20 protein-coding genes are annotated in these 24001 nt (G+C 60.9%); 6 read left to right on the top strand and 14 right to left on the bottom strand.

Translation table 11 applies throughout. From position 1 onward, the window contains the following. Positions 1-7: 7 nt before the first annotated feature. The 4 genes from thrS to ABIE18_RS07145 all read right to left on the bottom strand — a co-directional run bounded on the left by thrS (position 8) and on the right by ABIE18_RS07145 (position 7207). Positions 8-2017, bottom strand: coding sequence for a threonine--tRNA ligase (gene thrS, locus ABIE18_RS07160; protein WP_499721998.1), 2010 nt, complete (start codon positions 2015-2017; stop codon positions 8-10). Between the two features lie 120 nt (positions 2018-2137). Further along, the gene (locus ABIE18_RS07155; RefSeq protein WP_499721996.1) at positions 2138-5671 is read right to left on the bottom strand and encodes a DNA polymerase III subunit alpha; all 3534 of its coding nucleotides are present in this window, start codon (positions 5669-5671) and stop codon (positions 2138-2140) included. Between the two features lie 3 nt (positions 5672-5674). Further along, positions 5675-6025: a DUF6504 family protein gene (locus ABIE18_RS07150; RefSeq protein ID WP_499721995.1), complete on the bottom strand. Its 351-nt coding sequence runs from the start codon at positions 6023-6025 to the stop codon at positions 5675-5677. A 111-nt stretch (positions 6026-6136) separates the two neighbouring features. Further along, positions 6137-7207 (bottom strand): FAD-dependent monooxygenase, encoded by a 1071-nt coding sequence (locus ABIE18_RS07145; protein ID WP_499721994.1) that lies wholly within the window; start codon positions 7205-7207, stop codon positions 6137-6139. A gap of 58 nt (positions 7208-7265) precedes the next feature. Here ABIE18_RS07145 and ABIE18_RS07140 point away from each other — a divergent pair, with 58 nt between their 5' ends. Continuing rightward, positions 7266-7805 carry a TetR/AcrR family transcriptional regulator gene (locus tag ABIE18_RS07140; protein ID WP_499721992.1) on the top strand — a complete coding sequence of 180 codons (540 nt, stop codon included), beginning with the start codon at positions 7266-7268 and terminating at the stop codon, positions 7803-7805. Between the two features lie 45 nt (positions 7806-7850). Further along, a complete protein-coding gene (locus ABIE18_RS07135) occupies positions 7851-8240 on the top strand; it encodes a hypothetical protein (protein ID WP_431115413.1) in 390 nt (129 codons plus the stop codon). A 36-nt stretch (positions 8241-8276) separates the two neighbouring features. Here the strand turns inward: ABIE18_RS07135 and ABIE18_RS07130 are convergent, their stop codons facing one another. After that, positions 8277-9023, bottom strand: a complete 747-nt coding sequence (locus ABIE18_RS07130; protein WP_309929914.1) for an SOS response-associated peptidase — start codon at positions 9021-9023, stop codon at positions 8277-8279. 166 nt (positions 9024-9189) lie between these two features. Between ABIE18_RS07130 and ABIE18_RS07125 the strand changes: the two genes are divergently transcribed. Next, positions 9190-9447 (top strand): mycoredoxin, encoded by a 258-nt coding sequence (locus tag ABIE18_RS07125; protein ID WP_017197512.1) that lies wholly within the window; start codon positions 9190-9192, stop codon positions 9445-9447. A 23-nt stretch (positions 9448-9470) separates the two neighbouring features. Here ABIE18_RS07125 and ABIE18_RS07120 read toward each other — a convergent pair whose 3' ends face one another. The 4 genes from ABIE18_RS07120 to ABIE18_RS07105 form a co-directional block, all read right to left on the bottom strand. Then, positions 9471-11798, bottom strand: a complete 2328-nt coding sequence (locus ABIE18_RS07120; protein ID WP_499722264.1) for an FdhF/YdeP family oxidoreductase — start codon at positions 11796-11798, stop codon at positions 9471-9473. A gap of 86 nt (positions 11799-11884) precedes the next feature. Next, the gene (locus ABIE18_RS07115) at positions 11885-12655 is read right to left on the bottom strand and encodes a lipoate--protein ligase family protein (protein WP_499721991.1); all 771 of its coding nucleotides are present in this window, start codon (positions 12653-12655) and stop codon (positions 11885-11887) included. Continuing rightward, entirely contained in the window at positions 12655-13458 is an 804-nt protein-coding gene (locus tag ABIE18_RS07110) for a thioesterase family protein (protein WP_499721990.1), read from the bottom strand. Before ABIE18_RS07110 ends, ABIE18_RS07115 begins: the two co-directional genes overlap by 1 nt. A 31-nt stretch (positions 13459-13489) precedes the next feature. Beyond that, the gene (locus tag ABIE18_RS07105; RefSeq protein ID WP_499721989.1) at positions 13490-13978 is read right to left on the bottom strand and encodes a DedA family protein; all 489 of its coding nucleotides are present in this window, start codon (positions 13976-13978) and stop codon (positions 13490-13492) included. A gap of 106 nt (positions 13979-14084) precedes the next feature. Here ABIE18_RS07105 and ABIE18_RS07100 point away from each other — a divergent pair, with 106 nt between their 5' ends. After that, positions 14085-15047, top strand: a complete 963-nt coding sequence (locus tag ABIE18_RS07100) for a hypothetical protein (RefSeq protein ID WP_499721988.1) — start codon at positions 14085-14087, stop codon at positions 15045-15047. On the opposite strand, the gene ABIE18_RS07095 is transcribed toward ABIE18_RS07100, so the two are convergent. Together ABIE18_RS07095 and ABIE18_RS07090 are read right to left on the bottom strand one after the other, a co-directional pair. Beyond that, complete coding sequence (locus ABIE18_RS07095; protein ID WP_499721987.1) at positions 15048-16556, bottom strand: FAD-dependent oxidoreductase; 1509 nt, start codon at positions 16554-16556, stop codon at positions 15048-15050. A 79-nt stretch (positions 16557-16635) separates the two neighbouring features. Continuing rightward, positions 16636-17124, bottom strand: a complete 489-nt coding sequence (locus ABIE18_RS07090) for a DNA alkylation repair protein (RefSeq protein WP_499721986.1) — start codon at positions 17122-17124, stop codon at positions 16636-16638. Between the two features lie 61 nt (positions 17125-17185). On the opposite strand from ABIE18_RS07090, the gene ABIE18_RS07085 reads away from it, so the two are divergent. Continuing rightward, positions 17186-18280, top strand: a complete 1095-nt coding sequence (locus ABIE18_RS07085) for a PDDEXK nuclease domain-containing protein (RefSeq protein ID WP_499721985.1) — start codon at positions 17186-17188, stop codon at positions 18278-18280. A gap of 2 nt (positions 18281-18282) precedes the next feature. Here the strand turns inward: ABIE18_RS07085 and ABIE18_RS07080 are convergent, their stop codons facing one another. Further along, positions 18283-19374, bottom strand: a complete 1092-nt coding sequence (locus ABIE18_RS07080; RefSeq protein WP_499721984.1) for a dienelactone hydrolase family protein — start codon at positions 19372-19374, stop codon at positions 18283-18285. Positions 19375-19383: 9 nt separating this feature from the next. Between ABIE18_RS07080 and ABIE18_RS07075 the strand changes: the two genes are divergently transcribed. After that, positions 19384-20661 carry an HNH endonuclease gene (locus ABIE18_RS07075; RefSeq protein WP_499721982.1) on the top strand — a complete coding sequence of 426 codons (1278 nt, stop codon included), beginning with the start codon at positions 19384-19386 and terminating at the stop codon, positions 20659-20661. A 100-nt stretch (positions 20662-20761) separates the two neighbouring features. Here ABIE18_RS07075 and nrdF read toward each other — a convergent pair whose 3' ends face one another. Continuing rightward, positions 20762-21736, bottom strand: coding sequence for a class 1b ribonucleoside-diphosphate reductase subunit beta (gene nrdF / locus ABIE18_RS07070; protein WP_090825132.1), 975 nt, complete (start codon positions 21734-21736; stop codon positions 20762-20764). A 121-nt stretch (positions 21737-21857) separates the two neighbouring features. Next, positions 21858-23999, bottom strand: a complete 2142-nt coding sequence (nrdE, locus tag ABIE18_RS07065; RefSeq protein WP_499722262.1) for a class 1b ribonucleoside-diphosphate reductase subunit alpha — start codon at positions 23997-23999, stop codon at positions 21858-21860. Positions 24000-24001: the final 2 nt, after the last annotated feature.

Below are 24001 nucleotides of genomic sequence, written 5' to 3'. Positions count from 1 at the left end.
CGTTCCGTCAGCTTTCGCGGTTCTTGACGGCGTCCACGATTCTGCGGACCGCCTCTGCCACGGGCACGCCGTTATCCTGGCTGCCATCACGGAAGCGGAACGAGACAGCACCTGCCTCGGCGTCCTCACCGCCCGCGATCAGGACGAACGGGACCTTGTCCTTGCTGGCCGTGCGGATCTTCTTCGGGAAACGGTCTGAAGAAATGTCCACCTCGGCACGGATTCCCGCGGCTTTCAACTGGCCGACGACGTCGAACATGTAGTCGTTGAATGCCTCGGCAACAGGGATGCCCACCACTTGGACGGGAGACAGCCATGCGGGGAAGGCGCCGGCGTAGTGCTCGGTGAGAACGCCCATGAACCGTTCCACCGAACCGAAGAGTGCGCGGTGAATCATGACGGGACGTTGGCGTGTTCCATCGGCTGCCTGGTACTCCAGCTCGAAGCGTTCAGGCAGGTTGAAGTCCAACTGAATCGTGGACATCTGCCAGGTCCTGCCCAGGGCGTCCTTTGCCTGAACGGAGATCTTCGGCCCATAGAATGCTGCTCCACCCGGGTCCGGTACCAGGTCCAGCCCGGAGGCCTCCGCAACCTCGGCGAGTGTGCGGGTGGCTTCCTCCCAGGCGGCGTCGTCACCTACGAACTTTTCCTCGTTCTTGGTGGAGAGCTCGAGGTAGAAATCATCCAGGCCGTAGTCCTTGAGAAGGCCAAGAACGAAGTTCAGTGTTGTGGTGAGTTCGTCCTTCATCTGCTCGCGGGTGCAGTAGATGTGGGCGTCGTCCTGTGTCATGCCACGAACACGGGTCAGTCCGTGCACAACACCGGATTTCTCGTACCGGTACACCGAGCCAAATTCGAACAGGCGCAAGGGCAGTTCGCGGTAGGACCGGCCACGTGAGCGGAAGATCAGGTTGTGCATGGGGCAGTTCATCGGCTTCAGGTAATAATCCTGCGCGGGCTTGCGCACAGTGCCGTCTTCGTTGAGCTCGGCATCCACCTGCATCGCGGGGAACATGCCGTCCTTGTACCAGTCAAGGTGGCCGGAGACCTCGTAAAGGTGTCCCTTGGTGATGTGCGGGGTGTAAACAAACTCATAGCCGGCGTCCACGTGGCGCTGACGGGAGTAGTCCTCCATGGCCTTGCGGATGATGCCGCCCTTGGGGTGGAACACAGGAAGGCCCGATCCGAGTTCGTCCGGGAACGAGAACAGGTCCAGCTCCACACCCAGCTTCCGGTGGTCGCGGCGTTCTGCCTCAGCGATGCGTTCCTGGTAAGCCTTGAGGGCTTCCTTGGTGGGCCATGCGGTGCCGTAGATTCGCTGAAGCTGCTGGTTGTTCTGGTTGCCCAGCCAATATGCGGAGGATGAGCGCGTCAGCGCGAACGCGTTGGAGATGATCTTGGTGTTGGGCAGGTGCGGTCCGCGGCAGAGGTCGCACCAGACGCTTTCGCCGCTCTTGCGGTCCACATTGTCGTAAATAGTGATGTCGCCCGCACCGACTTCAACGTTCACGCCTTCTCCGGCGTCGGCGGCGTCGTTCTTCTTGCCCAACAGCTCCAGCTTGTAGGGTTCGCCAGCCATGGCTTCGCGGGCTTCTTCTTCAGTGACAACGCGGCGAACGAACTTCTGGTTCTGGTTGATGATCTTCTGCATCATCTTTTCCAGCTGGCGCAGGTCTTCCGGGGTGAACGGCTCGGCGACGTCGAAGTCGAAGTAGAAGCCGTCAGTAATGTAAGGACCGATGCCAAGCTTGGCCTCAGGCCGCAGTTGCTGGACGGCCTGGGCCATAACGTGCGCGGTGGAGTGACGGAGAACGTTGAGTCCGTCAGGAGATTCAATGGTGACACCTTCGACGTCTGCACCCTCGGTGAGAACCTGGTCAAGGTCTTTCAGCACACCATTGACACGGGCAACTACGACGTCGCGGCGCTCGAAGAAGAGTTCCGCGCCGGTAGTCCCTTCCGCCACCTTGGTCTCTTCGCCATCGACGATGAGGGTGATCTGTTGGGCATCTGACACGGGTGTCTCCTATTCATAGTGAAGGCTTCATAGCTTGTGGCGTACGGGGACCACAGCCAGCCATCGTCAATCGTATCTGTTTCGACGAAGGCGGCCAAAGCAGCGCGCCGACGCCGCGATTCAGCTCCCGAGGCCCGTGATGGCCAGGTTCCTGGAGATACCCTCAAGTGGCCCTGAATGAGTGAATTCAGGCGGAAGCCCGACGCCGGGTGGCAGGACTTCGGCGAACGGCAAAGTTTCGGGGCGGCTAAGGTCCCAGGCTTTGCTGGCACTGAGGCTGATTCCCTTGGGACCTGTTCTTCGCGTAGTTCCGCGGATCAACAGAAGCCGGGTACCGAACAGGAGCGGACCCGATTCTTCCTGCGCTTCATGGAAGAAGACAGTGTCCACGCAGCCTGTACCGTCGTCGATGCTGATGAACACTACCCGGCGCCCACCACGCATGGGAGGTGTCTGCGTTGCGATCCGGACACCGGCAACCAGTACCTCGGTGCCGTTGCGAAGACCCAGGAGCTTATCCGCCGTAGTGACGCCAAGCTTGTCCAGCAATGGCCTATGGCTTTCCATAAGATGCTCGCTCACATCCACTGCCATGAGATCAAGCTCTGCCCGCACGTTCTCCACCATGCTGGGCTCAGGTAATCCAGCAGCAAGGTTCCGCAGCTCCACATCACCAAGGGGTAGGGATAATTGCCCTTCAATGACGTCCTTGGTCTTCTTGGAGGGACTGCCCTGGAGGGCCTGCAAGTGCTGCACCAGATCGGCACGGTTTGCAGTTCCGCCGGCATCCCGGTGCAGGGCATCGAAGGCTCCGAGTTGGGCAAGCCTCTTGATATTCGGTTTGCTCACCCTGGCCCTTGCCCGGAGGTCCGCGAGGGAATCATAGGGTTGACCAGCCACGATCCGCTTCAGTTCCGCTCCCGACAGTCCATATATCCCGTTCAGGCTCAAGCGAATGCCGAGCTTGCCGGAATCCTGGCCTTCCTGGATTCGTTCCACCCTGTATTCAGCCTGGCTGCGATTAATATCCAAGGGCAGGATGGGAATACCCAAGCGGCGGGCCTCAGCAACCAGCAACCGTTTGGGGTACATCCCTGGATCGTGTTCCCACAGCCCTGCAAGAAACGCTTCAGGGTGGTGTGCCTTCAGCCACGCCGATTGATAGGTGGGCACTGCAAAGGCAGCTCCATGGGCTTTGCAGAAACCAAAGCTGCCGAAGGCCTTCAGCGTTCCCCACACTTTGTCCACGACGTCCGGGGAGTATCCCTTGATCGCTTCCCGACGGAAATACTTCTCGACTTCAGGTTCGTGGAGCTCGTCACCCAAGGCCCGACGAAACTCGTCTGCCCGATCCAAACCGCACCCTGTCATGACATGGAAGGTCTTCAGGATCTGCTCATGGAAAACCGTGACGCCATGGGTTTCCTGCAAAACGGGCTTCAGGTCCGGGTGCGGGTAGACCTCGGGTGCGAAACCATGCCGGTGTTCAAGGAACGGGCGGACCATGTCCGACTTCATGGGTCCAGGCCGGAACAAGGAAATATCGATAATGAGGTCATTGAATTCGCGCGGCGCCATCTTCCCAATAAGCTCACGCTGGCCAGGGGATTCAATCTGGAAGCAGCCCAAGGTGTGGGTACTGCGGATCAACTCATAGGTGGGCTCGTCGTCGAAAGGCACCGCATTGAGATCAATCCTGCCGTCCTCGGCAATATAGTCCGGACCAGCGCCTCCCGCCTCCACCGGATGGTGGCCAGCAGCCACTACCTCCGCTTTGGACGGATGAAGGCGGATAACCTCCCGCACCGCAAACGCCATGGCACTTTGCATCCGCACACCCAGGACATCCAGTTTGAGCATGCCCATGGGATCCATGTCGTGTTTGTCGAACTGGCTCATGGGCAGGCCCAAACCGCTGGGCTGTACCGGTGTTCTGTCCAGGAGCGTGGCATCGCCCAGGATCACCCCGCATGGATGCATGGAAATGTGCCGGGGAAGGCGGTCCAACCTTTCAGTGAGATCCACCAGCAGGTCCAACTGCTGGTTTTCCTCCATGCCCCCAGGCCCTTCACGGCCAGCCTCCACCCGCCCGGCAAATTCACGAAGTTCAGGCTTTTCAACCAAGGCCTCCCTGAATTTACGTGCGGAGAAGCGCCACAACTGCTTGGCAATTTCGCCGATTTCACCATCGTCCATACCAAGAGCCATGCCGGCATCGCGGACAGCACCGCGGGCCCGGTACCCGTTCTGCATGCTCATCAGGGTCACCCGTTCGGCTCCGAAGCGCTCGAAGATCTTCCGGTAGACGTTGTGCCGTTCGGCGCTTTCGACGTCGATGTCAATATCGGGAAGGGTGGATCGGCGACCCGAGAGGAACCGTTCAAAAATGAGGTCATGCCGGATGGGATCCACTTGGCTGATGTCGATCAGATAGTTGACCAAGCTGGAGGCCCCGGAACCTCTGGCAGCTACCCGGACGCCCATCTCGATAATCATTCTGGATACTTCCGCAACAGTGAGGAAGTAGGAGGCAAAGCCGAGTTTGTCGATGATCCCCAGCTCATGCTGCAACCGCGAGCGCATCTGCATTTCCGCATCGCCGTTGATGCCGGGGAAGCGCCGGGTGATTCCTGCCTCGCATCGTTGGGTGAGTTCCACCATGGGATCACAGTCGATGCCGATGATGGAAGCTTCGGGAACAACGGGCTTTTTCCATCCCATGTCCAGGACGGGATCGATGCGGCATTTGTCGGCGAGCGCTTCTGTGTTGGAGAGCAGCTTGTTCAGCCCTGCTGCTCCTTGACCTGCGGCGCCCATGATTTCCTTGCCGAGTTGGAGCATTTGTTGGGCGTTTTTCAACCAACCCTGCCCGGTTGGTTGCAGCAGGCCCGTTGGTTGCAGCAGGGGGGCCGATGAGAGTTCGGGGAGGGATTTTAGTGTGCGTGCAGAGTCCAGGACGTCTGCGGTGGGGGCGCCGTCCTGGGCGCAGTAGCGGACGGCGTTGCTGAGGATGGCGGGGATGTTGTATTCAAGGGCGAGTTTGAGCATGCGTACAGCGTGGGATGTGCTGAGGGGTTCTCCAGGGGCGCTGAGGTGGGATACGGCTTCGGCGACGATTGTTCCCGGAGGCATGGCGTCGATCCATTGTTTGAAGAGTGTCCGGGGGCGAAGATATTTCCGCCCTCCCATGGCGTGGCCTACATCGGAGTCCGGTCCTATGAGGACGGTTAGCACGGGTTTGAGGGTTTTTGGGTCCAGTGTGCGTGATGCGAGTTCTGCCCGTGTTACGGCAACGGGCACTACTCCCCCGGCTTTACCGGAGGTGCGGGCATGGGCGTCTGAGACGAGTCGGCAGAGGGCGCGGTAGCCGGCGCCGTTGTTGTTGCCGTGGGCGAGTACGACGACGCGGCCCGCTACTTGGGTGCGGTGGTCGCCGTCGTCGTCGAATATGGCGAGGTCCACGCCGATGACGGGGTCTATACCGGCGTCCATGCATGCTTTGAGGTGTTTTATGGTGCCGTACAAGCCGTCCCGGTCAGTACAGGCGAGCGCTGTTGCGCCGTCTGCTGCGGCTGATTGGGCAAGTTCGTCCGGCCAGGAGACGCCGTAGTGGGCGCTGAAGGCTGTGGAGACGTGCAGGTGTGTGAAGCTCAAGGTTCAGGCGGCTTCGTCTGGTTCGACTGCCTGGGCCGGTGCGGCCTCGTGGATACGCAGGAGCCGCCAGCGGCCGCTGGCGAGGTGGCGGACGAGGTCAAGGGTGATGGTTTTGGTTTTGCCGGTTTGCCCTTCGTCCTGCGGGCGCTGGAGTTGGACCCGCCAGATCTCGTGATCCACCAGGCCTGCGCCGCTTCCCAGTGGTGCTCGGCTTTCTTCTACCCACCATTGGCGTCGTTCATACCATCTGAGGGGTTCGTTGGTGACGAGGTAGTGGGTTCCTTTCCACTGGATTTCCTGCGGCTGGCCTGTATCCGTGCAGATGACGTCCACGGACTCACTGAAAAGCCCCATATCCACACTCCTTGCCTGTGAGCATCGCCCTGGATCAGTAAGATCATCGCTAAATCATCGTTCGAATGTATGTTCGAATATATCCAGTTTACGTCGCCCCTCCGACAAAACCTACTGGGAAGTTTTGCTCCTTCCGGGCGCTTTGGACTTTCGCTTGGCAGCAAGGTCGAGCAGCTTGTCCCGCAGGGGTTGCGCACCTTCTGCGAGCGCCACGCGCATCATCAGGGATGAACCGATGCGGTATTGCTGGGTCCGAAGAACGCGTTGACGGTTGTAGGCATCGAGGGCCCGATCCAGGGGCAGGGTGTTGACCAGCTTGCCCAAGGTGACGGCGTCTATCAGCGACTCACAAGCGCCTCGCCCAAGGTTGGGCGCCATGGCGTGGGCCGCGTCGCCGATGAGGACCACATTGCCCCGGGAATAACGCCATAGCGGCGGGGTGGTCCAAATGCGTTGCGCCAATGATGTTTCGGGCGTCGCTGCTTGCAGGACGTGCTGGATACCCTGCGAGTGCCCGGCGTAGCGGCGGCGCGCCATTGCAAGGGCTTCGCCGACGTCAATTCCCTCGGGACCCATCCCGGAGCGGAAGGACGCATACCAGTTGGTTCCGCCGCTTGAGGGGCCTATGCCGAAGAGGTCCCCGCGTCCCCAGTACTCACCTATGGTTTCGCTGCCCGGCCCTTCGGCAATGACGCCTCGAACAGCGAGGTAGGGCGTCAGCTTGGCCGCACGCGCCCCTCCCCGCCGAGATTGGCCCCACACGGAGCGCCTCACCATGCTGTGCACTCCGTCTGCCGCCACTATCAGGTGGGCGTCGCTTGGAACCGCGTCCAGCTTTGCGATGCGTCGTTGGACTGTTGGGGGTACGGCTGAGTCGAGGAGGCGCAGGAGCGTGTGGCGGGCGACACCCACAAGGTTCTGCCCTTCCACACTCAACCACGGCACCCCTGTGGCGCTCCGGAGCGCGCCGCCCCTGATGATGGGGCTGTTTTCCCGGACGGCGCCAAGGATCCCCAGTGAGGCCAGTGCCTCCTGGGCTTCGGGCCACATGGCCAGGGTTGTTCCTACTGCCGGGAGGCCGGCCCGCTGTTCGTACACGGTGACGTGGAACTGACTGGGATCAAGAGTTCCCGCCAGGGCGAGGCCTGCTATGCCACCACCGACGATATCCACTTGTTTCATGGTGCCAATGTACTACTACATTTGTAGTAATTGGGAGGTTAAAGACTAGACTTTCGCCATGCCGGACAGACGAACCGATCTTGCCGACGCCGCCCTCGCCGTGGTGGCCGCCAAAGGTCTCAAAGGACTGACACACCGCGCCGTTGACGCCGAAGCCGGCGTGGCCGTCGGAACGACCTCCAATTACTTCCGCAACCGTGCCGCTTTGGTAGCTGCCGCCGTCGACCGCGTTGAAGAACGGGACTCGCTCCTGCTGCAGCAGCAGGGTGGGTCCGAATTCCCGACGTCGGTAGCCGCCTTGGCGGAACAGCTCGCGGGAGCACTGCTCGGGCTCGCAAAAAACCACGCTGAACTGACCCGCGCACGGCTCACCTTTGCCCTGGACCAACCCGAGGTGGTGGCCGCCGGGCACGAGCGGATGCTTTCAGCTCTTGAACAGATGCTCGATTCCATGGGAATTACCGACCCAAGGGCCGGCGCAGAAGCCGTATCGGACTACGGCGACGGATTGGCCATGCACCTCCTGACAGCACGCCGCGGCCAGTCGATGGACCAGGCCACAGTGGCAGCCAACGTCCGGCGACTCTTGGAGGGATGAAGCAAAGGGGTGGACGCGGGCGGGTCCACAGAGCAGGATTGTGGCATGAGCACCAATGACGCACTCCTGAAGCAGGTCAGTATCTCCGCCGCAGATGACAACCTCGTTGCGAGATTCGAAATCGAAGGCAACATACCGGGCTCCGGCGCTTATGTCGTGGGCCTTGTTGCTGCCAGCGAGGACTATTCCTCCCAACGCAGGCTGGGCATTGAGTTCATGAATGGAGAAGCGATCTCGTTCTACTCCTTCAACCACTCACTCAGTGCCGAGGAAAACTATGACATCAAGGGCGTGGAACACTCCGGGAACGTAATCACCGGAAACTTCCCGATGTCCGCCATCCATGGGCTCAGCAAAGGCCACGTCATGACGGCCTTCAGCGAGGCGGACGGCCGCGAGTTCCAGGCCGGCGTCCCGGTGACGGAATCGCTCTAGCTGCAGGAACAGCTCCAGCCAGGGGAATAGCTCCAGCTAGAAAAGGCCCTCTACCGGCTCAATGAGTTCCGGTCCGTTGTTGCGGACATTGCCGACGGCGGCACCCACCGCGTCGAGCGTCCAGCTGGCAGCGGCGTCGTGCGCCTTTGACCGCACCAGATCCACGAGGCCGGCCGCATCATCTTCGCGCGGATTCAACCAGGCTTCCATCGTGTCCTTGCTCATGGGCAGTGGAACCCGGTCATGCAGGGCAGTCAGCTCGTCGAAAACCGAGGCACTCCGCCGGGTCATGGCCGACTCGGCCGTCGGGGTGTCCGCCGTGAGAATCGACATGGACAGCAGCCAACGGGCCGGATCATCATCAGAGGCTGACTGGTCCCGCCACCATTCATACAACCCGGCAAACACCACACCCCCACCATCCGCCGGATGCACGTAGTACGGCTGCTTTGACTTCCCCTCGCCCTTCTTCCACTCGTAATACCCATCAGCGGGAACGGCGCAGCGCCTGGCCGCAGCAGCTTTTCGGAACGACGGCTTCTCCAGGAGAGTCTCACTGCGGGCATTGATCAGGCGCGCGCCGCCTTTGGGATCTTTCGCCCATGAGGGAACCAGCCCCCAACGCGCAACATGCAACTGCCGCTTCAAACCATCGTCCACGAGCCTTTCCAGCACAATCGGAACAGCATCCGTTGGAGCTACATTCCACGATTTTTCGAGGGCGATCTCGTTTTCAAGTTCGGCATCAAAGTCAGCCAGCAGATCGCCCACGGCACGGGCCATTACATAACGTCCACACATGGGAACAGTCTGCCGTGTCGCCCAAGCACACACCAGCCCGGAATGTGACGTAACCCCGGTTCCCGGCCTCACGGGAATTATTGGGCTGCGGGTTACGGTTGATACCAACGAATCACCCGTGGAAACGACCAATACTGAGGAGAGCTCTGTGGACTTCACTCCCGACTCCGGCACCATCACCATGTTCTCGACCACCTGGTGCGGCTACTGCAACCGCCTGAAGAAGCAGCTCGACGCCAAGGGCATCGGCTACACCGAGATCAACATCGAAGAAGTAGATGGCACGGCCGAACTCGTCGAGCAGCTCAACGGAGGCAACCGCACCGTCCCCACCGTCCTGTTCCCGGACGGAACCGCAGCAACCAACCCTTCTGCTTCCGAGGTAGAAAACCGCCTCGCAGCCTAAAGCACCCCGGTCGCCTAAGGCATTCACTTCCGCTGTCCGGCTGCCGCCTCGAAAATCGGAGCGGCAGCCGGTTCAAGACGAATAATCACAGACTTCGACGCCGGCGTATTGCTGCCTTCCGCGGTTGAATCCAGCGGCACCAACACATTCGCTTCCGGATAGTAGGCAGTCGCACAGCCCCTGGCACTGGGGTACGCCACTAAACGCAACTGGCGAAGCACCCGGTCAACGCCGTCGTCGGCTTCGCTGTGCACATCCACATAGGCGCCATCCTGGAAACCCAACCCCGCCAGATCCTCAGGGTTCACCAACAAGACCATGCGGCCCTTCTTGATGCCACGGTAACGATCATTCATGGAGTACGTCGTCGTATTGAACTGGTCATGGGACCGCACAGTCTGAAGGAGCAATCTCCCCGGCGGTACTTCAATGGTTTCCAGCTCATTGACAGAAAACATGGCCTTTCCCGTTGCTGTGGGGAACGTCCGCGAATCCCTCGGGCCATGCGGAAGCACGAAACCGTCGCGCTCGCGGATGCGGGCATTGAAGTCATCAAATCCAAGCACCACATGGGAAATGTGGTCACGGATGGTGTCATAGTTGCGCCTCAGGCCCGCCCAATCCACCGGAACCTTGTGATCAAGAACCGCCTCGGCCAGCCGGCTGACGATCGCCACCTCGGAGAGAACGCCCGGGGCGATGGGTTCCAGCGTCCCCGCGGAGCGGTGCACTGCACACACAGTGTCCTCTACCGTGACAAACTGCTCAATCCCGTCCTGCTTGTCGATTTCGGTGCGGCCAAGGGTCGGAAGGATCAGGGCCTGCTCGCCAACCACAACATGTGAGCGGTTCAGCTTGGTGGAAATCTGGACTGAAAGCCTGGTCCGACGCACAGCCTGCTCAGCAACCGCCGTGTCCGAAATCGCATGCACCAGGTTCCCGCCCAGCGCGATGAGGACCTTGATCCTGCCATCCCGCATTCCACGGATACTGTCCACCGAATCAACGCCGGCTTTCCGTGGCGGGTCAAAGCCAAACTCATCCTGCAAGGCGTCAAGGAACCGCGGCGGCATCTTCTCCCAAATGCCCATGGTCCGGTCACCCTGGACATTACTGTGTCCACGGATTGGCGACGGTCCAGCACCCGGTTTTCCAATGTTGCCGCGGAGCAGAAGGAGATTAATGATCTCCTTGATGGTGGGCACTGCCTTCTTATGCTGCGTCAGTCCCATAGCCCACGTGATGATGACCCTGTCCGCGTGGATGTACCTGTCAGCGAGTTCATCGATTTCCGCGCTGGTCAGGCCGGTGGCGGCAAGAACGTCCTGCTCCTGCAAAGTAGCGAGGTGGGCAGCAAATCCAACAAACCCCTGGCAATGCTCATCGATGAACGTGCGGTCCAGCACCGAACCGGGCGCGGCCCGTTCAGCATCCAGGATGCGCTTGGAAACAGCCTGGAGCAGCGCCATATCCCCGGCGAGCCTGATCTGCAGGAACTGGTCAGCCAAGTCAGTTCCCTTCCCAACGAGGCCTCGAACACGTTGTGGGTTCCGGAAATTGATCAGCCCAGCCTCGGGCAACGGATTAACAGCGACAATGGATGCACCCGCGAGCTTGGCCTCCTCCAGCGCCGTCAGCATCCGCGGATGGCAGGTTCCCGGGTTCTGCCCCATGATGATGATCAGATCCGACTTTGCGAAGTCCGTATACGTGATGGCCGATTTGCCCACCCCGAGGGTCTCGCCCATGGCCACGCCCGTGGACTCGTGGCACATGTTGGAACAGTCAGGAAGGTTGTTGGTTCCAAAAGCCCTGACGAAAAGCTGGTACAGGAACGCTGCTTCATTGCTGGTGCGTCCACTGGTGTAAAACGTGGCCTCGTTTGGATCATCGAGGGCGTTCAACTCGTTCGCAATGATGTCCAAGGCCCGCTCCCAGCTGACGGGTGCGTAGTGGTCCGACCCTGCTGCCTTGTACAGGGGCTCCACCAACCGGCCTTGCTGCCCCAGCCAGTACTCGGAACGGGATTCCAGGGAACTCAGCGGGTTTCCGGCCCAAAACTCCGTGGGGATCCTCAGGGGCTCCGCCTCCCACCCGATAGCCTTGGCGCCGTTTTCACAGAATTCGGCAGCCTTGCGTTCCGGCGGATCAGGCCAAGCGCAGCTCATGCAGTCGAAACCGTCTTTTTGGTTGACCGCCGTAAGGGTCTTCCATGCGCGGGAAGGGCCCATGTGAGCCATCGCGTGGGGAAGGGTTTCGCTGAGGCTGGGCAAACCGGCGGCCGACCTCTTGGGTTCACTGACGCTCAAGTCGACGTCGGTATCCTGAACTGGGTGCTTCTTCCGGCCCATCATTCCACCAGGTTTCGTGTGGTTAGGTTCCTGATCCCCTCAGCGTAAACCCGGCCCCCAGCGTGCTCAATGGCGGTGAAAGCCTCCTAGGCCAAGAGACTCCGGAAGTCCCCGTCCACCACCTGTGCGTAGCCGCGGTAAGCGTCAACGACAGCGTCCTCCACCGTTTTGACATCCAAGTGGGGCAGCAGGTCATTTGCAGCCCCGGCGGTAGCCGGATCCCAATCGAGGCCAAGTGCAGCGTAGCTCGCGGTCAGAACATCACGGATAGGACCGGAGTTCTCCACCACAATCACGGAGCTGAACAGCCAACCGCCGGACACCACCCGCTGGGCTGTACCAATCAGCTTGATGCGATGGGCGGGAAACTCCGCGTCCTCCCCGTGCACGCTGAACTCCCCGGGGCAGTACTCCCCCGGGATCTCCCCGACGGCGGCATGGACGCCGACGCTCCGGAGGGCACCTGCCAGCAACTCACCGAACTCGGCGAAGCGTGCCTTCGCACGGACGATCGCGTCAGGGTGCGGCTCAATATGATCGATCACCAGGGTGCCCTGGTGATAAGCCGCCGCACGTCCACCGGCTTTCCTCACGAGGGGCTCGAAGCCGAGTTCCCGGCAGGCATCCTCGGCGGCGCTGAAGCCGGGCAGGTTCGCGTCGCGCTGACCAAAGGCAACGGTAGGCTGCGGGCGGTACAAGCGCAGGGAGGGTCCCAGTTGCCCGCTGCGGGCCCGCTTCAGCAGCTCCAACGCAAAATCAAGATCCTCTGCAGCGCCGAGGGATTCCTCTTGGCGGTAGACGGTGAGCTTGGAACGCTGAGTGCGACCGCCGTCGGGGTCATTCCGTGCTTCTCTCATCAGCTTTTCCTCAGCGTCAGGATTTGTTCGGCCCTGCCAAAAGGTCCGTTGATGTCATGGAGCACGCTGGACGTCAGGCCGATGCCATCGGCTCCGAAGGAGACTTTGTTGTCCACCCCGAGCCACTCGCCCGAAGGAGCACGGTACATGTGGATTTGCAGATCCACATTGGGGAAGATATAGCTGTTCTCCCCCGGCGGGACCCGTGCGGCGATGCCATTGGCTGTATCGACCAATCCCATGAGGCGGGCAAGATCGCTGCTGTCTTCCTTGTCCGTCAAAGGATGCATGGTCCGGATCCACACCCTGCCTGAACCTGGCCGGTGGCCTTCGGCGATGCGCATTTCGAGGGAACGGATGTAACCCCCGGGCCAGACGCTGGCACCATCCCACAACTTGCATTCGTCCGGCGCGGGCATGGCCTCATCTTCGAACGCCGCCACAGCGCTGGTATCGCTGGTGATCATGCGCCACGCTGCGGCGCGGATGGCCACGCGGCCCCCAGCGGAAAGCTCAGCCTGGATAAGCTCAATGGTTCGTCCCGGCCTCAAGGTCGAGGTGGTCACCTGGAACTCGCCGCCGGGGATCAGCCCGAGGATCTCGTAGCTGATACGCGCCATCCGGACGTCGTCGCGGGGCTCATGCTTCAGGAGGGCGTCAGCCATGATGCCGGAGGCAGGTGCCATGTGTTGTTCGTGCGGATTCCAGGCACCTTGGGCATGAATCGTGGAGCGGTAGCGGCCCTCACCCAACGATTCGTAGTAGAAGTGGCCCTCCGCCAGTTCCGGTAATGAAGTTGTCAACGCGAACCTTTCGCCGATCCAGCAGTAGAACTCAGACCACTGTATCCGCTGATTTGGCAGCCGACCGACGCCGCCGGGCAACCACCACCCACACAATCACGGCGACCACAGCCGTCACCAACAGCCCGGCACCAACCGGCGACGCCGCAGCTACCGCAAGCCACGCCTCAAGTGCAGCGAGTCCAATCGTTGCGTACAGCAACGCCCAAATGACGGAGCCCACCACGGCAGCGGGGAGATAGCGGCGCAACGGCATCCGCGCTGCACCGGCGGCCAGATTAACGGCCGTCTGCAGGCCGATGGTCAGGAAGGACAGCACGACGGCGCAGGGACCCCAACGCTGAATGAGGGCTTGGGCCTGGGCTGCCTTGGGCCGTTGGAGCGACGCCCCGAAGCGGGTGTGTGCGAAGCCGGCAACTGCCCCACGACCCAGCCAGTACGTGACATTGACGCGGATCATGACAATCGCGAAGAGCGCCGCAAGCGCGACGCCAAAGGGCAAGCTCATGATCTGGTCCACGTGACTTAGGCTACCCTAAGCGCTACTGGCTCCTGTGCCAGGTCCCACGGGACAAGTGCTCAGGGGCATCGACCAAGGTCACCACAAGCGCACCTAGGATAAAGTCATGGATCTCCGCGATGCCGCCCAACAGTTGTACACCGCGCTTCCGCGTGAATTCACTGCGGAGCGGACAGCCTTGGCGCGACAAGCAAAGGAGGCAGGCGACAAGGAGCTCGCCAAGGAGATCGGCAGCTTGCCAAAGCCCGCCGCCGGCGCCTGGGCCATCAACATGCTTGCCGTCCACCAACCCGAGGTGATTGACGGCGTCGTGCGTTTTGGCGCTTCCCTCCGTGCAGCACAAGAGGAGGGAGACGCTGAAGCCTTCCGTGAACTTGGCCAGCAGCGCCAAGGCCAACTGACCTTGGCCGTGCACGCGGCAAAGGACCTGGCGAGCGGGCTGGGAGCGCCGCTCAGCGCGGCCGGTGCTGCCGACGTCGAGCAGACGCTTCGGGCGGCAATGGCCGACGCCGGTGCCGCAGCCGCTGTGACGACCGGGCGGCTGGTGCGAGGACTGAGCGGCAGCGGGTTCGAGTCCGTGGACCTGAAAGATGCCGTCGCTGCAACAAACCCCGACGAAATCCCGGGTGTGGGCGAACCGCCAAAAGTGAAGCTGCCTGCCGAAACCAGGCCGGCTCCCCAAGGCAAGAACAAACAAGGGTCACAGGCGAAAGAGAAAGCACCCGCGGAAGCCCCAACATCCCTGGCCGAACGCCGGGCTCAAAAGCGCCAGGCCGCGTTGGAGGAAGCACGCGAGGAGTTTGAGGCAGCGGATCAGGAAGCCAGGGAGGCCGAAGACGCCGCATCCACAGCGTGGAATGTTGTCAAGGAAGTCGCGGGCAGGCGTTCGGATGTCGAGGCCGAGCTCGCCGAGGTCAAGAAGCGTTTGGCTTCCCTCGAAGCTGAACTGATCGGCATCACCCGGGACGCCGAAGCCGCTGAATCGCAGAAGAAGCTGGCAGTCCGCGCCGCCACCCAGGCACGACGCACCGCGGACCAGGCCCGGCGGCGCGTCGAACGGCTGGCGTAGTCACTCTTTCTTCTTTAGTGGCGACTTCTGCAGGTTGTGGGTTGCCGGTCCTTCGAGATACTTGCCGTCGGGTGCGTACCTGGACCCGTGCAGGGGGCAATCCCAGGATTTCTCGGCGTCGTTCCAGCTCAGCAAGCCTCCCAAGTGGGCGCAGCTCGCCGAGACCATACAGACGTTGCCATCAACGGTAGACACAGCTGCCGGCTCACCCTTGTAGAGTCCGACGACGCCGCTCCCCTCCGGTGGGCGGGTCTGGTCCGTGATTTCCGGATTGCTCCTGACCCTGGCTTTGTCCTCAACCATGCGTTTGGCGACGCTGGCATTGAGGCGAACGGCTTCCAATGCGCCCTGGGGCGACGTAACGCGGTGGTGTATGACCTTGGCCCAGTCAGACTGGCCGCCCAGAATGTCCGAAGTAATGGACAACGCGGCAGCAACTCCGTTGCTCATGCCCCACTTGTTGTAGCCAGTTCCGAAGAAGATCCGGCCGTGGCCCCGGGGCATCTTGCCGAAAAAGGGAACGAGGTTGGTTGGCCGATAGTCCTGGGCAGACCACGTATGGGTGACCTCCGCGCCCGGATAATGCTGGTTGGCCCACGCGAGAAGGTCATCCAGGTGCGCCTTGGGCGAGACCGCCCGGCCGCCGGTATGCCCGTAGCCACCTACCAGCAACAACTCACCCTCCGGCGTCGGGTGAGTGCGTTGGGAACGTGTGGGTGGATCAATGCTCAGGTACATTCCGCTCGGTGGCGGGGTTTCACCTGGAAGCCGAAGAGCCGCAGCGTATGACCGGTTGGGTTCGAGCTTGGCGAAATAAAGTCCGCGGTCCAGGATCGGCGTGCCAGTAGCTATGACGACGGTGTCCGCGGTGAAGGCGCCTTTTCGTGTGGATACTTCCACGGGAAGGTCAGAACCCACATTCTGCACCTGGACACCCTCAACAATTATTCCGCCGTGCTCCCGGATATCCCTTGCGAGGGTCTCCAGGACTTCCATGGGGTGGATCTGCGCCTGGTCGTCCAGTTCCAGTGCCTCAACCACCGGAAATGGCAGCCCGGGGTCACGGCTGAAGTGCACGTCCAAGCCGGCGTCCCGTGAAACCGCAGCCTCCTTGCGCAGCCGCTGGCCGCCGTCGTCAGTGGTTGCGAACGTGACTGCCGTTCGGCGCTGAAACGGGACGCCCTGCTCTTCCATGTACCGCATCAGCCATGCCTGCCCAGTGCGATTCGCCTCCACGTAGGCTTGCACCACTTTCAGGGAGTACTGGCCACGCAGGGCCGAGAGTGCCCCTCCTTGCAGGAGGCTTAGTTTGCCCGTGGTGTTGCCGGTGGTAACAGCCCCCAAGGTCCGCGCTTCCAAGACCGCCACACGCTGACCGGATCTGGACAACAACAGAGCCGTCACCATTCCTGTGAGCCCTGCGCCCGCCACGATTGTGTCAAAGTGCTTTTCATCGGGGATTGCATCGGACGTGAAGCTGGATTCCCTGTCCAACCACAGCGATTTCATCGAACAACCTGCCTCTCAATTCCCGGAATTGGCGCCTGGCATGTGTTGATGAAAACGGTAGGCCGGTGACTGCGGCTAATCAAGAGTTCGAGTTGGCGGTGGCGAGTTGCGCCGCCCGGCGGAGCCACGGATCAGTGTCCCGGGACCAGCGCTCCACAACGCGTACGGCGCGTTCCTTCGCCTGTCCTTCAAGCCTGGCGAGCAGGGGTTTGACCACGTCCACCGCCAGAGGACCTGCCAGTTCCTCCATGCCGGCCTGCCTGATGAAGCCCTCAATGCGGGTCAGGTCCGTGTTGACCAGGATCCCCACCTTGGTTTGCAACAGCACAACCGCAGCGAGCCTGCGTTCAAAGACCGGCTCCTCCCACAGTTCCGAACTCAGGGCCGTGATGTCGTCATGGCCCAGAGTCTTGTGCCGCTTCAGGACGTCCCGGACCGTTCCTCTCACTGCACCAACCGATGCCCCGTAGACCTTCATTCCGCCCAGGCGCTCCTGGGCTTCCATGGCCTTCTCCCACGACGATTCACGCTGCAGCGTGAAGTCCACAAATTCACCAGCTTCACTCACGCGTCCATTCTGTCAGTGCCTCCTTCTAGCGTGGTGCCAACAGCAATCGACAGGAGAGATTATGCCTTCGCAAGAGCTCGATACCGAGGCCACAGCGTCATTCCCGGGAGTCCCCGCCGCGACGTCGATGCCCGACTGGTATCCCGCGCTGCTCAACACTGTCGCGCAGGAAGTCCGGACAGGCCGCACGCGCGCACTGGCGGCCGCGAACAGCGAACTGCTCAATTCGTACTGGAGCATCGGCAGGCAACTTGCCGAGCGCGAATCGCAGGAGGGCTGGGGCGCCAAAGTGGTCACCCGATTGTCCGCTGACATCCGAACGCGCTTCCCCGAAGCGAAGGGCTTCTCCCCCAGGAACCTGCGGTACATGAAGAGCTTTGCCCAGGCTTGGCCCGAGTTTCCAATGTTGCAAGCGCCGCTTGCAACATTGCCGTGGTACCACCAGATCGCGCTTTTGGAAAAGCTCGACGACGCCGCCACCCGCCTCTGGTACGCAGCCGCAGCCGCCCAGCATGGTTGGTCGCGCAACGTCCTGACGCATCAGATCGAGACCCGCCTGCACGAGCGTTCAGGGCAAGCCATCACCAATTTCAAGACCACCATGATTGCTGCCGATTCAGACCTCGCCCAGCAGGCCACCAAAGATCCTTACGTCTTTGATTTCCTGGCCATGACTGACCGCCGGAGCGAACGGGAACTGGAGCTGCAACTGGTGCAACACGTGGAGAAGTTTCTGTTGGAGCTGGGTCAAGGCTTCGCCTTTGTTGGTGAACAGGTCCGATTGGAGATCGCCGGCGACGAATTCTTTGCGGACCTGCTCTTCTACCATTTGAAATTGCGCTGCTACATGGTCATTGAGCTGAAGGCCGTGAAGTTCGAACCCGGGTTCCTGGGCCAGTTAGGCATGTACATGGCCGCCGTTGACGATCTCATGGCCCATCCCGATGACAAACCGACGATCGGCCTGCTGCTATGCAAGGAGAAGAACAGCGTGGTTGCCGAGTACGCCCTGCGTGGATTCAACGCCCCGGTGGGCATCGCGGAGTGGCGGACCTCCATTGCCGAGTCCTTGCCCGACGAATTTGTTGCCAGCCTGCCCAGTATCGAGACGTTGGAGGCTGAGCTGGCCAGCCAGGCACGTGATCTGCCGGACTGACCTCAGACGTTGTCCTTGAACCAGGCCAACGTGTCGTTCCAGGCCGCAGAGGCTTGGGCCTCGTTGTAGCGGTCGCTTGTGTCGTTATGGAATGCATGGTCCACGCCCGGGTACACCTTGAGCTGGTGCTTGACCTGCGTCGCGTCCAACGCATCCTTCAACTGCGGCATGGAACCGGTGATGCGCGCGTCTTTTTCAGCGTAGACACCGAAAACGGCAGGCTTTATGGTGGGGACCTTTGCAAGGTCCGGGGCGGGACCGTAGAACGCAGAGGTTGCCTTCAACCCCGGGATCTCGGTCGCTGCCTGCCATGTGATGCCGCCCCCAAAACAGAAGCCGACCATGGCAATGCGGCCCTGTTCCACGAAATCCTGGCCATTCAGATACTCGAATGCTGTCTGGAAGTCGCCAACGTGCCGCTGGGCGCCTGCCTTGGTGAGGGCACCCGGGACAGCGTCCGGATCCATCGATGCGGTGCCGCCCTCCCTGCTGAGGAGGTCCAGCGCCAAAGCTGCATAGCCTTCTTTGGCGAAGCGCCGGGCGACATCTTGGATGTGGGGCGTGAGGCCGCGGTTTTCGTGACAGACCAGGACGGCTGGACCCGGCTTAGCGTTCTCGGGCCTGGCCAAGTAGGCACTGATTTCAGACCCTCCGGAATCGAACTTCACCATGGCTGTTGTCAGGCCCACCGCCCCTTCCGGCACTGTCAGCGGACTCTTGGCATTTGGGACGGCTGTCGTTTTTCCCGATGTTGCTGATGCCGTGGGCGTTGGCATCGGGTCCCCGGTCTTTGGCACCTCGTCCGGTGTACAGCCCACCAAGGTCATTGCCGCCGCGGCCGCGGTCATGCTTCCCATGATGAACGCCACGCGCCTCGTGAATGTCCCATGAGACATGTCGCCCGAGCGGTAATCGTCGTAGAACTCTTCGATCAAGTACTTTTCAAACTTCTCAAGCTGAATCATGGCGTCCTCCCGGAGTTGGGCAGTATCTTCCTCTGCTGGAAAGACGCGGGCAAGGGTGGAAGGGTTCACGTACGGTTTCGATCTGCTGCCAAAGTTCCCGGCGGTAAAAATGTCGGTGGCTACTGACATAGTAAAAACATGAGCCGGAGTCAGCAGTTACAAGCCACCCAAGCGGTCGCTTCGCTGCCTGCACATGCTCATGCAGGCAGCGTCAGCGGTGACCTGATAAATCAGCTGCGTGCCCTTGAGGACATGAAGTCTGCGATCTCAAGTTTGCAAGCGAAAATAGCCGTGGCCTTTGACCTTGCCCAGCGTCAAGAGCGCGCAGAGTCCGGAGTTCCAGCGGCTGAACGAAGCCAAGGTGTGGCAGCACAGATTGCGCTTGCCCGGCGTGAATCTCCAAACAAAGGTTCCCGGCTTCTGGGACTGGCCAAGGCGCTGGTGTCGGAAATGCCACGGACCTTGGCCGCCCTGGAAACCGGGAAACTGAACGAATGGCGGGCCACGCTGCTAGTGAAGGAAACAGCCTGCCTCAGTGCTGAAGATCGTTGCGCCGTTGATGAGGAACTCGCCCCGGACGCGGGCACGTTCGATGGTGCCGGCGACAAGACCATCATCGCCGCCGCAAAAGCAGCGGCCTATCGTCGTGATCCTCGCTCCGTGACGCAACGGGCTGCCCACGCGGCGTCTGAAAGGCACGTGAGCCTGCGTCCGGCGCCAGACACAATGACGATCCTCACAGCGCTACTCCCGGTCGCCCAAGGCGTTGCTGCATACGCCGCGCTCACCCGCCATGCAGACTCAGCACGCTCCGACGGGGACAGCCGGCCCCGGGGACAGGTCATGGCGGACACGCTCGTCGAACGCATCACCGGTTCGCCTGCAGGGTTCTCTGGGATCGACCTTCAACTCGTTATGACCGACCGCACCTTGCTACAAGGGGACAGCGAACCCGCAAGACTTACTGGCTACGGCGTCGTGCCCGCAGAATGGGCCAGGGAGCTCCTAACCAGCGGTGAGAGCAAGATAGATCAAGACGTCAGCATTTGGCTGCGACGAATCTTCACGGCACCAAGCACGGGCGAGCTCCTTGCCACTGACTCGAGGGCACGTTTCTTCCCCACGGGCATGAGACGGTTCATCGAAACCCGCGACCACAGCTGTCGCACCCCGTATTGCGACGCTCCCATCCGCCATTACGACCACATCCTGCCGTGGGCCGAAGGCGGTAAAACCACACTGAATAACGCGGCCGGGCTCTGCGAACAATGCAACCACACCAAGGAAAATCCTGGGTGGAGCGTGAGACCGGAACCCGCAGAGAGACACACGCTAAAAGTGACCACGCCCACTGGGCACAGCTACCGCTCCACCGCGCCTCCATTGCCAGGCTATGAACGAACCGGAGTCGATTGAGGGAATTCGGGCAACTGGCTGGGTCGTACTGGAACTACGACAAAGCCCCTCACGCCAGCACAGCGTCAGGGGCTTTGAAGATGCCAGGAACTGAATCCGTTTAGAACTCCCAGTCCTCATCCTCCGTGTTGACAGCCTTGCCAATCACGTAAGAGGAGCCCGAGCCGGAGAAGAAGTCGTGGTTCTCGTCGGCGTTCGGCGACAGGGCCGAAAGGATGGCCGGGTTCACGTCAGTGACGGAAGCCGGGAACATGGCTTCGTAGCCCAGGTTCATGAGGGCCTTGTTGGCGTTGTAGTGCAGGAACTTCTTGACGTCCTCGGCCAGGCCGACTCCGTCGTAGAGGTCGTGGGTGTACTGGACTTCGTTTTCATACAGCTCGAAGAGCAACTCGAACGTGTAGTCCTTGATTTCCTGCTTGCGGGCCTCGGAAACCTTCTCCAGGCCCTTCTGGAACTTGTAGCCGATGTAGTAACCGTGCACGGCTTCGTCGCGGATGATGAGGCGGATGAGGTCGGCCGTGTTCGTGAGCTTCGCGCGTGAAGACCAGTACATGGGCAGGTAGAAGCCCGAGTAGAACAGGAAACTCTCCAGCAGCGTGGAGGCCACCTTGCGCTTCAGGGGATCGTCGCCCTGGTAGTAGTCCATGACGATCTGCGCCTTCTTTTGCAGGTTCTCGTTTTCGAGCGACCAGCGGAAAGCGTCGTCAATCTCCTTGGTGGAGCACAGCGTGGAGAAGATGGACGAGTAGGACTTGGCGTGCACCGACTCCATGAAGGCGATGTTGGTGTAAACGGCCTCTTCGTGTGGGGTGATCGCGTCCGGAATCAACGAAACGGCGCCGACGGTGCCCTGGATGGTGTCCAGGAGAGTGAGGCCGGTGAAAACGCGCATGGTGAGCTGCTGCTCATCCGGCGTCAGCGTGTGCCACGACTGGACGTCGTTGGACAGCGGCACCTTCTCCGGCAGCCAGAAGTTGTTGACCAGTCGGTTCCAGACTTCCACGTCCTTGTCGTCCTGGATCTTGTTCCAGTTGATTGCTTCGACGTGGCTAAGCAGCTTGACCTTTTCGGTCATTTCATCCCCTTTAGCGTTGGGTTCTTTAAGGTAAGCCTACGACGGCGGGTGGGAACCCGCCGTCGTAATCTTCAGTTTTGAGTGCGGCAACTGCCGCAGGCTATCAACCGATAACGGTTGATCAGAGCATGCAGCTGACGCAGCCCTCCACCTCCGTGCCCTCCAGTGCAAGCTGGCGGAGACGGATGTAGTAAAGGGTCTTGATGCCCTTGCGCCATGCGTAGATCTGCGCCTTGTTGATGTCGCGCGTGGTGGCGGTGTCCTTGAAGAACAGCGTCAGGGACAGGCCTTGGTCCACGTGCTGCGTTGCAGCTGCGTAAGTGTCGATGATCTTCTCGTAGCCGATCTCGTACGCATCCTGGTAGTACTCCAGGTTGTCGTTGGTCAGGTACGGAGCCGGGTAGTAGACGCGGCCAATCTTGCCTTCCTTGCGGATTTCAATCTTGGCGGCCACCGGGTGGATCGATGACGTGGAGTTGTTGATGTAGCTGATGGAACCGGTGGGCGGCACGGCCTGGAGGTTCTGGTTGTAGATACCGTGCTCCATGACGGACGCCTTCAGCTCGCGCCAGTCATCCTGCGTGGGGATGTGGTGGCCGGCGAAGAGCTCGCGGACGCGTTCCGTCTCCGGAACCCATTCCTGCTCCGTGTACTTGTCGAAGAACTCGCCGGAAGCGTAGGTGGACTTCTCGAAACCGCCGAACTTCTGGCCGGTCTCGATGGCCAGACGGTTGGAGGCGCGCAGAGCGTGGAACAGCACCGTGTAGAAGTAAATGTTGGTGAAGTCCAGGCCCTCTTCGGACCCGTAGTGGACATGCTCGCGGGCAAGGTAGCCGTGGAGGTTCATCTGGCCAAGGCCAATCGCATGGCTCTGGGCGTTGCCCTGGGCGATGGACGGCACCGAGTTGATGTAGGACATGTCCGAAACTGCGCTGAGGGCGCGAATGGACGTCTCGATCGAGAGTCCGAAGTCCGGCGAATCCATGGTCTTGGCGATGTTCATGGAACCGAGGTTGCAGGAAATGTCCTTGCCCACGGTCTCGTAGCTGAGGTCTTCCGCGTAGATGGACGGCGATGAAACCTGCAGGATCTCCGAGCACAGGTTGCTCATGGTGATCTTGCCGTCGATCGGGTTGGCCCGGTTCACCGTGTCCTCGAACATGATGTACGGGTAGCCGGACTCGAACTGGATTTCGGCGAGAGTCTGGAAGAACTCACGGGCGCTGATCTTGGTCTTCTTGATCCGGGAATCGTCAACCATCTCGTAGTACTTCTCCGTGACGGAAATGTCGGAGAACGGAACGCCATAGACGCGCTCGACGTCATACGGAGAGAAGAGGTACATGTCCTCGTTCTTCTTGGCGAGCTCGAACGTGATGTCCGGAACGACAACGCCCAAGGAGAGCGTCTTGATGCGGATCTTCTCGTCTGCGTTCTCACGCTTGGTGTCCAGGAAGCGGTGGATGTCCGGGTGGTGTGCGTGCAGGTACACGGCACCTGCACCCTGGCGGGCACCAAGCTGGTTGGCGTAAGAGAAGCTGTCTTCGAGGAGCTTCATCACGGGGATGACACCGGAGGACTGGTTTTCGATCTGCTTGATGGGGGCACCGTGCTCACGGATGTTGGTGAGCGAAAGGGCCACACCGCCACCGCGCTTGGAGAGCTGCAGCGCGGAGTTGATGGCGCGGGCAATCGACTCCATGTTGTCTTCGATACGGAGCAGGAAGCAGGAGACGAGCTCGCCGCGCTGGGCCTTGCCTGCATTCAGGAAGGTGGGGGTTGCTGGCTGGAAGCGGCCGTCGATGATTTCGTCAACAAGGCGGCTCGCAAGTTCTTCGTTGCCGCGGGCAAGGTGCAGGGCAACCATGCAGACGCGGTCTTCGTAGCGCTCAAGGAAGCGCTTGCCATCGAACGTCTTCAGTGTGTAGGACGTGTAGAACTTGAAGGCGCCAAGGAAGGTCTCGAAGCGGAACTTCTTCTTGTAGGCACGGTTGAAGAGCTCACGGATGAAGTTCATCGTGTACTGGTCGAGGGTTTCGCGCTCGTAGTACTGGTTCTTCACCAGGTAGTCGAGCTTCTCTTCCAGGTCGTGGAAGAACACGGTGTTGTTGTTCACGTGCTGCAGGAAGTACTGGTGCGCGGCTTCACGGTCGGCTTCAAACTGGATCTCGCCGTTCGGGCCATACAGGTTCAGCATGGCGTTGAGCTCGTGATAGCCCAGACCCTTATAGGCCTCCGGCAGTGGCTTCTTGGCCGTTTCCACAG

Source organism: Arthrobacter sp. 2762, assembly GCF_040548745.1.
Taxonomy (GTDB): domain Bacteria; phylum Actinomycetota; class Actinomycetes; order Actinomycetales; family Micrococcaceae; genus Arthrobacter.
The sequence above is the reverse complement of the archived record's forward strand: the minus strand, read 5'-3'. Positions and strand labels throughout refer to the sequence as shown.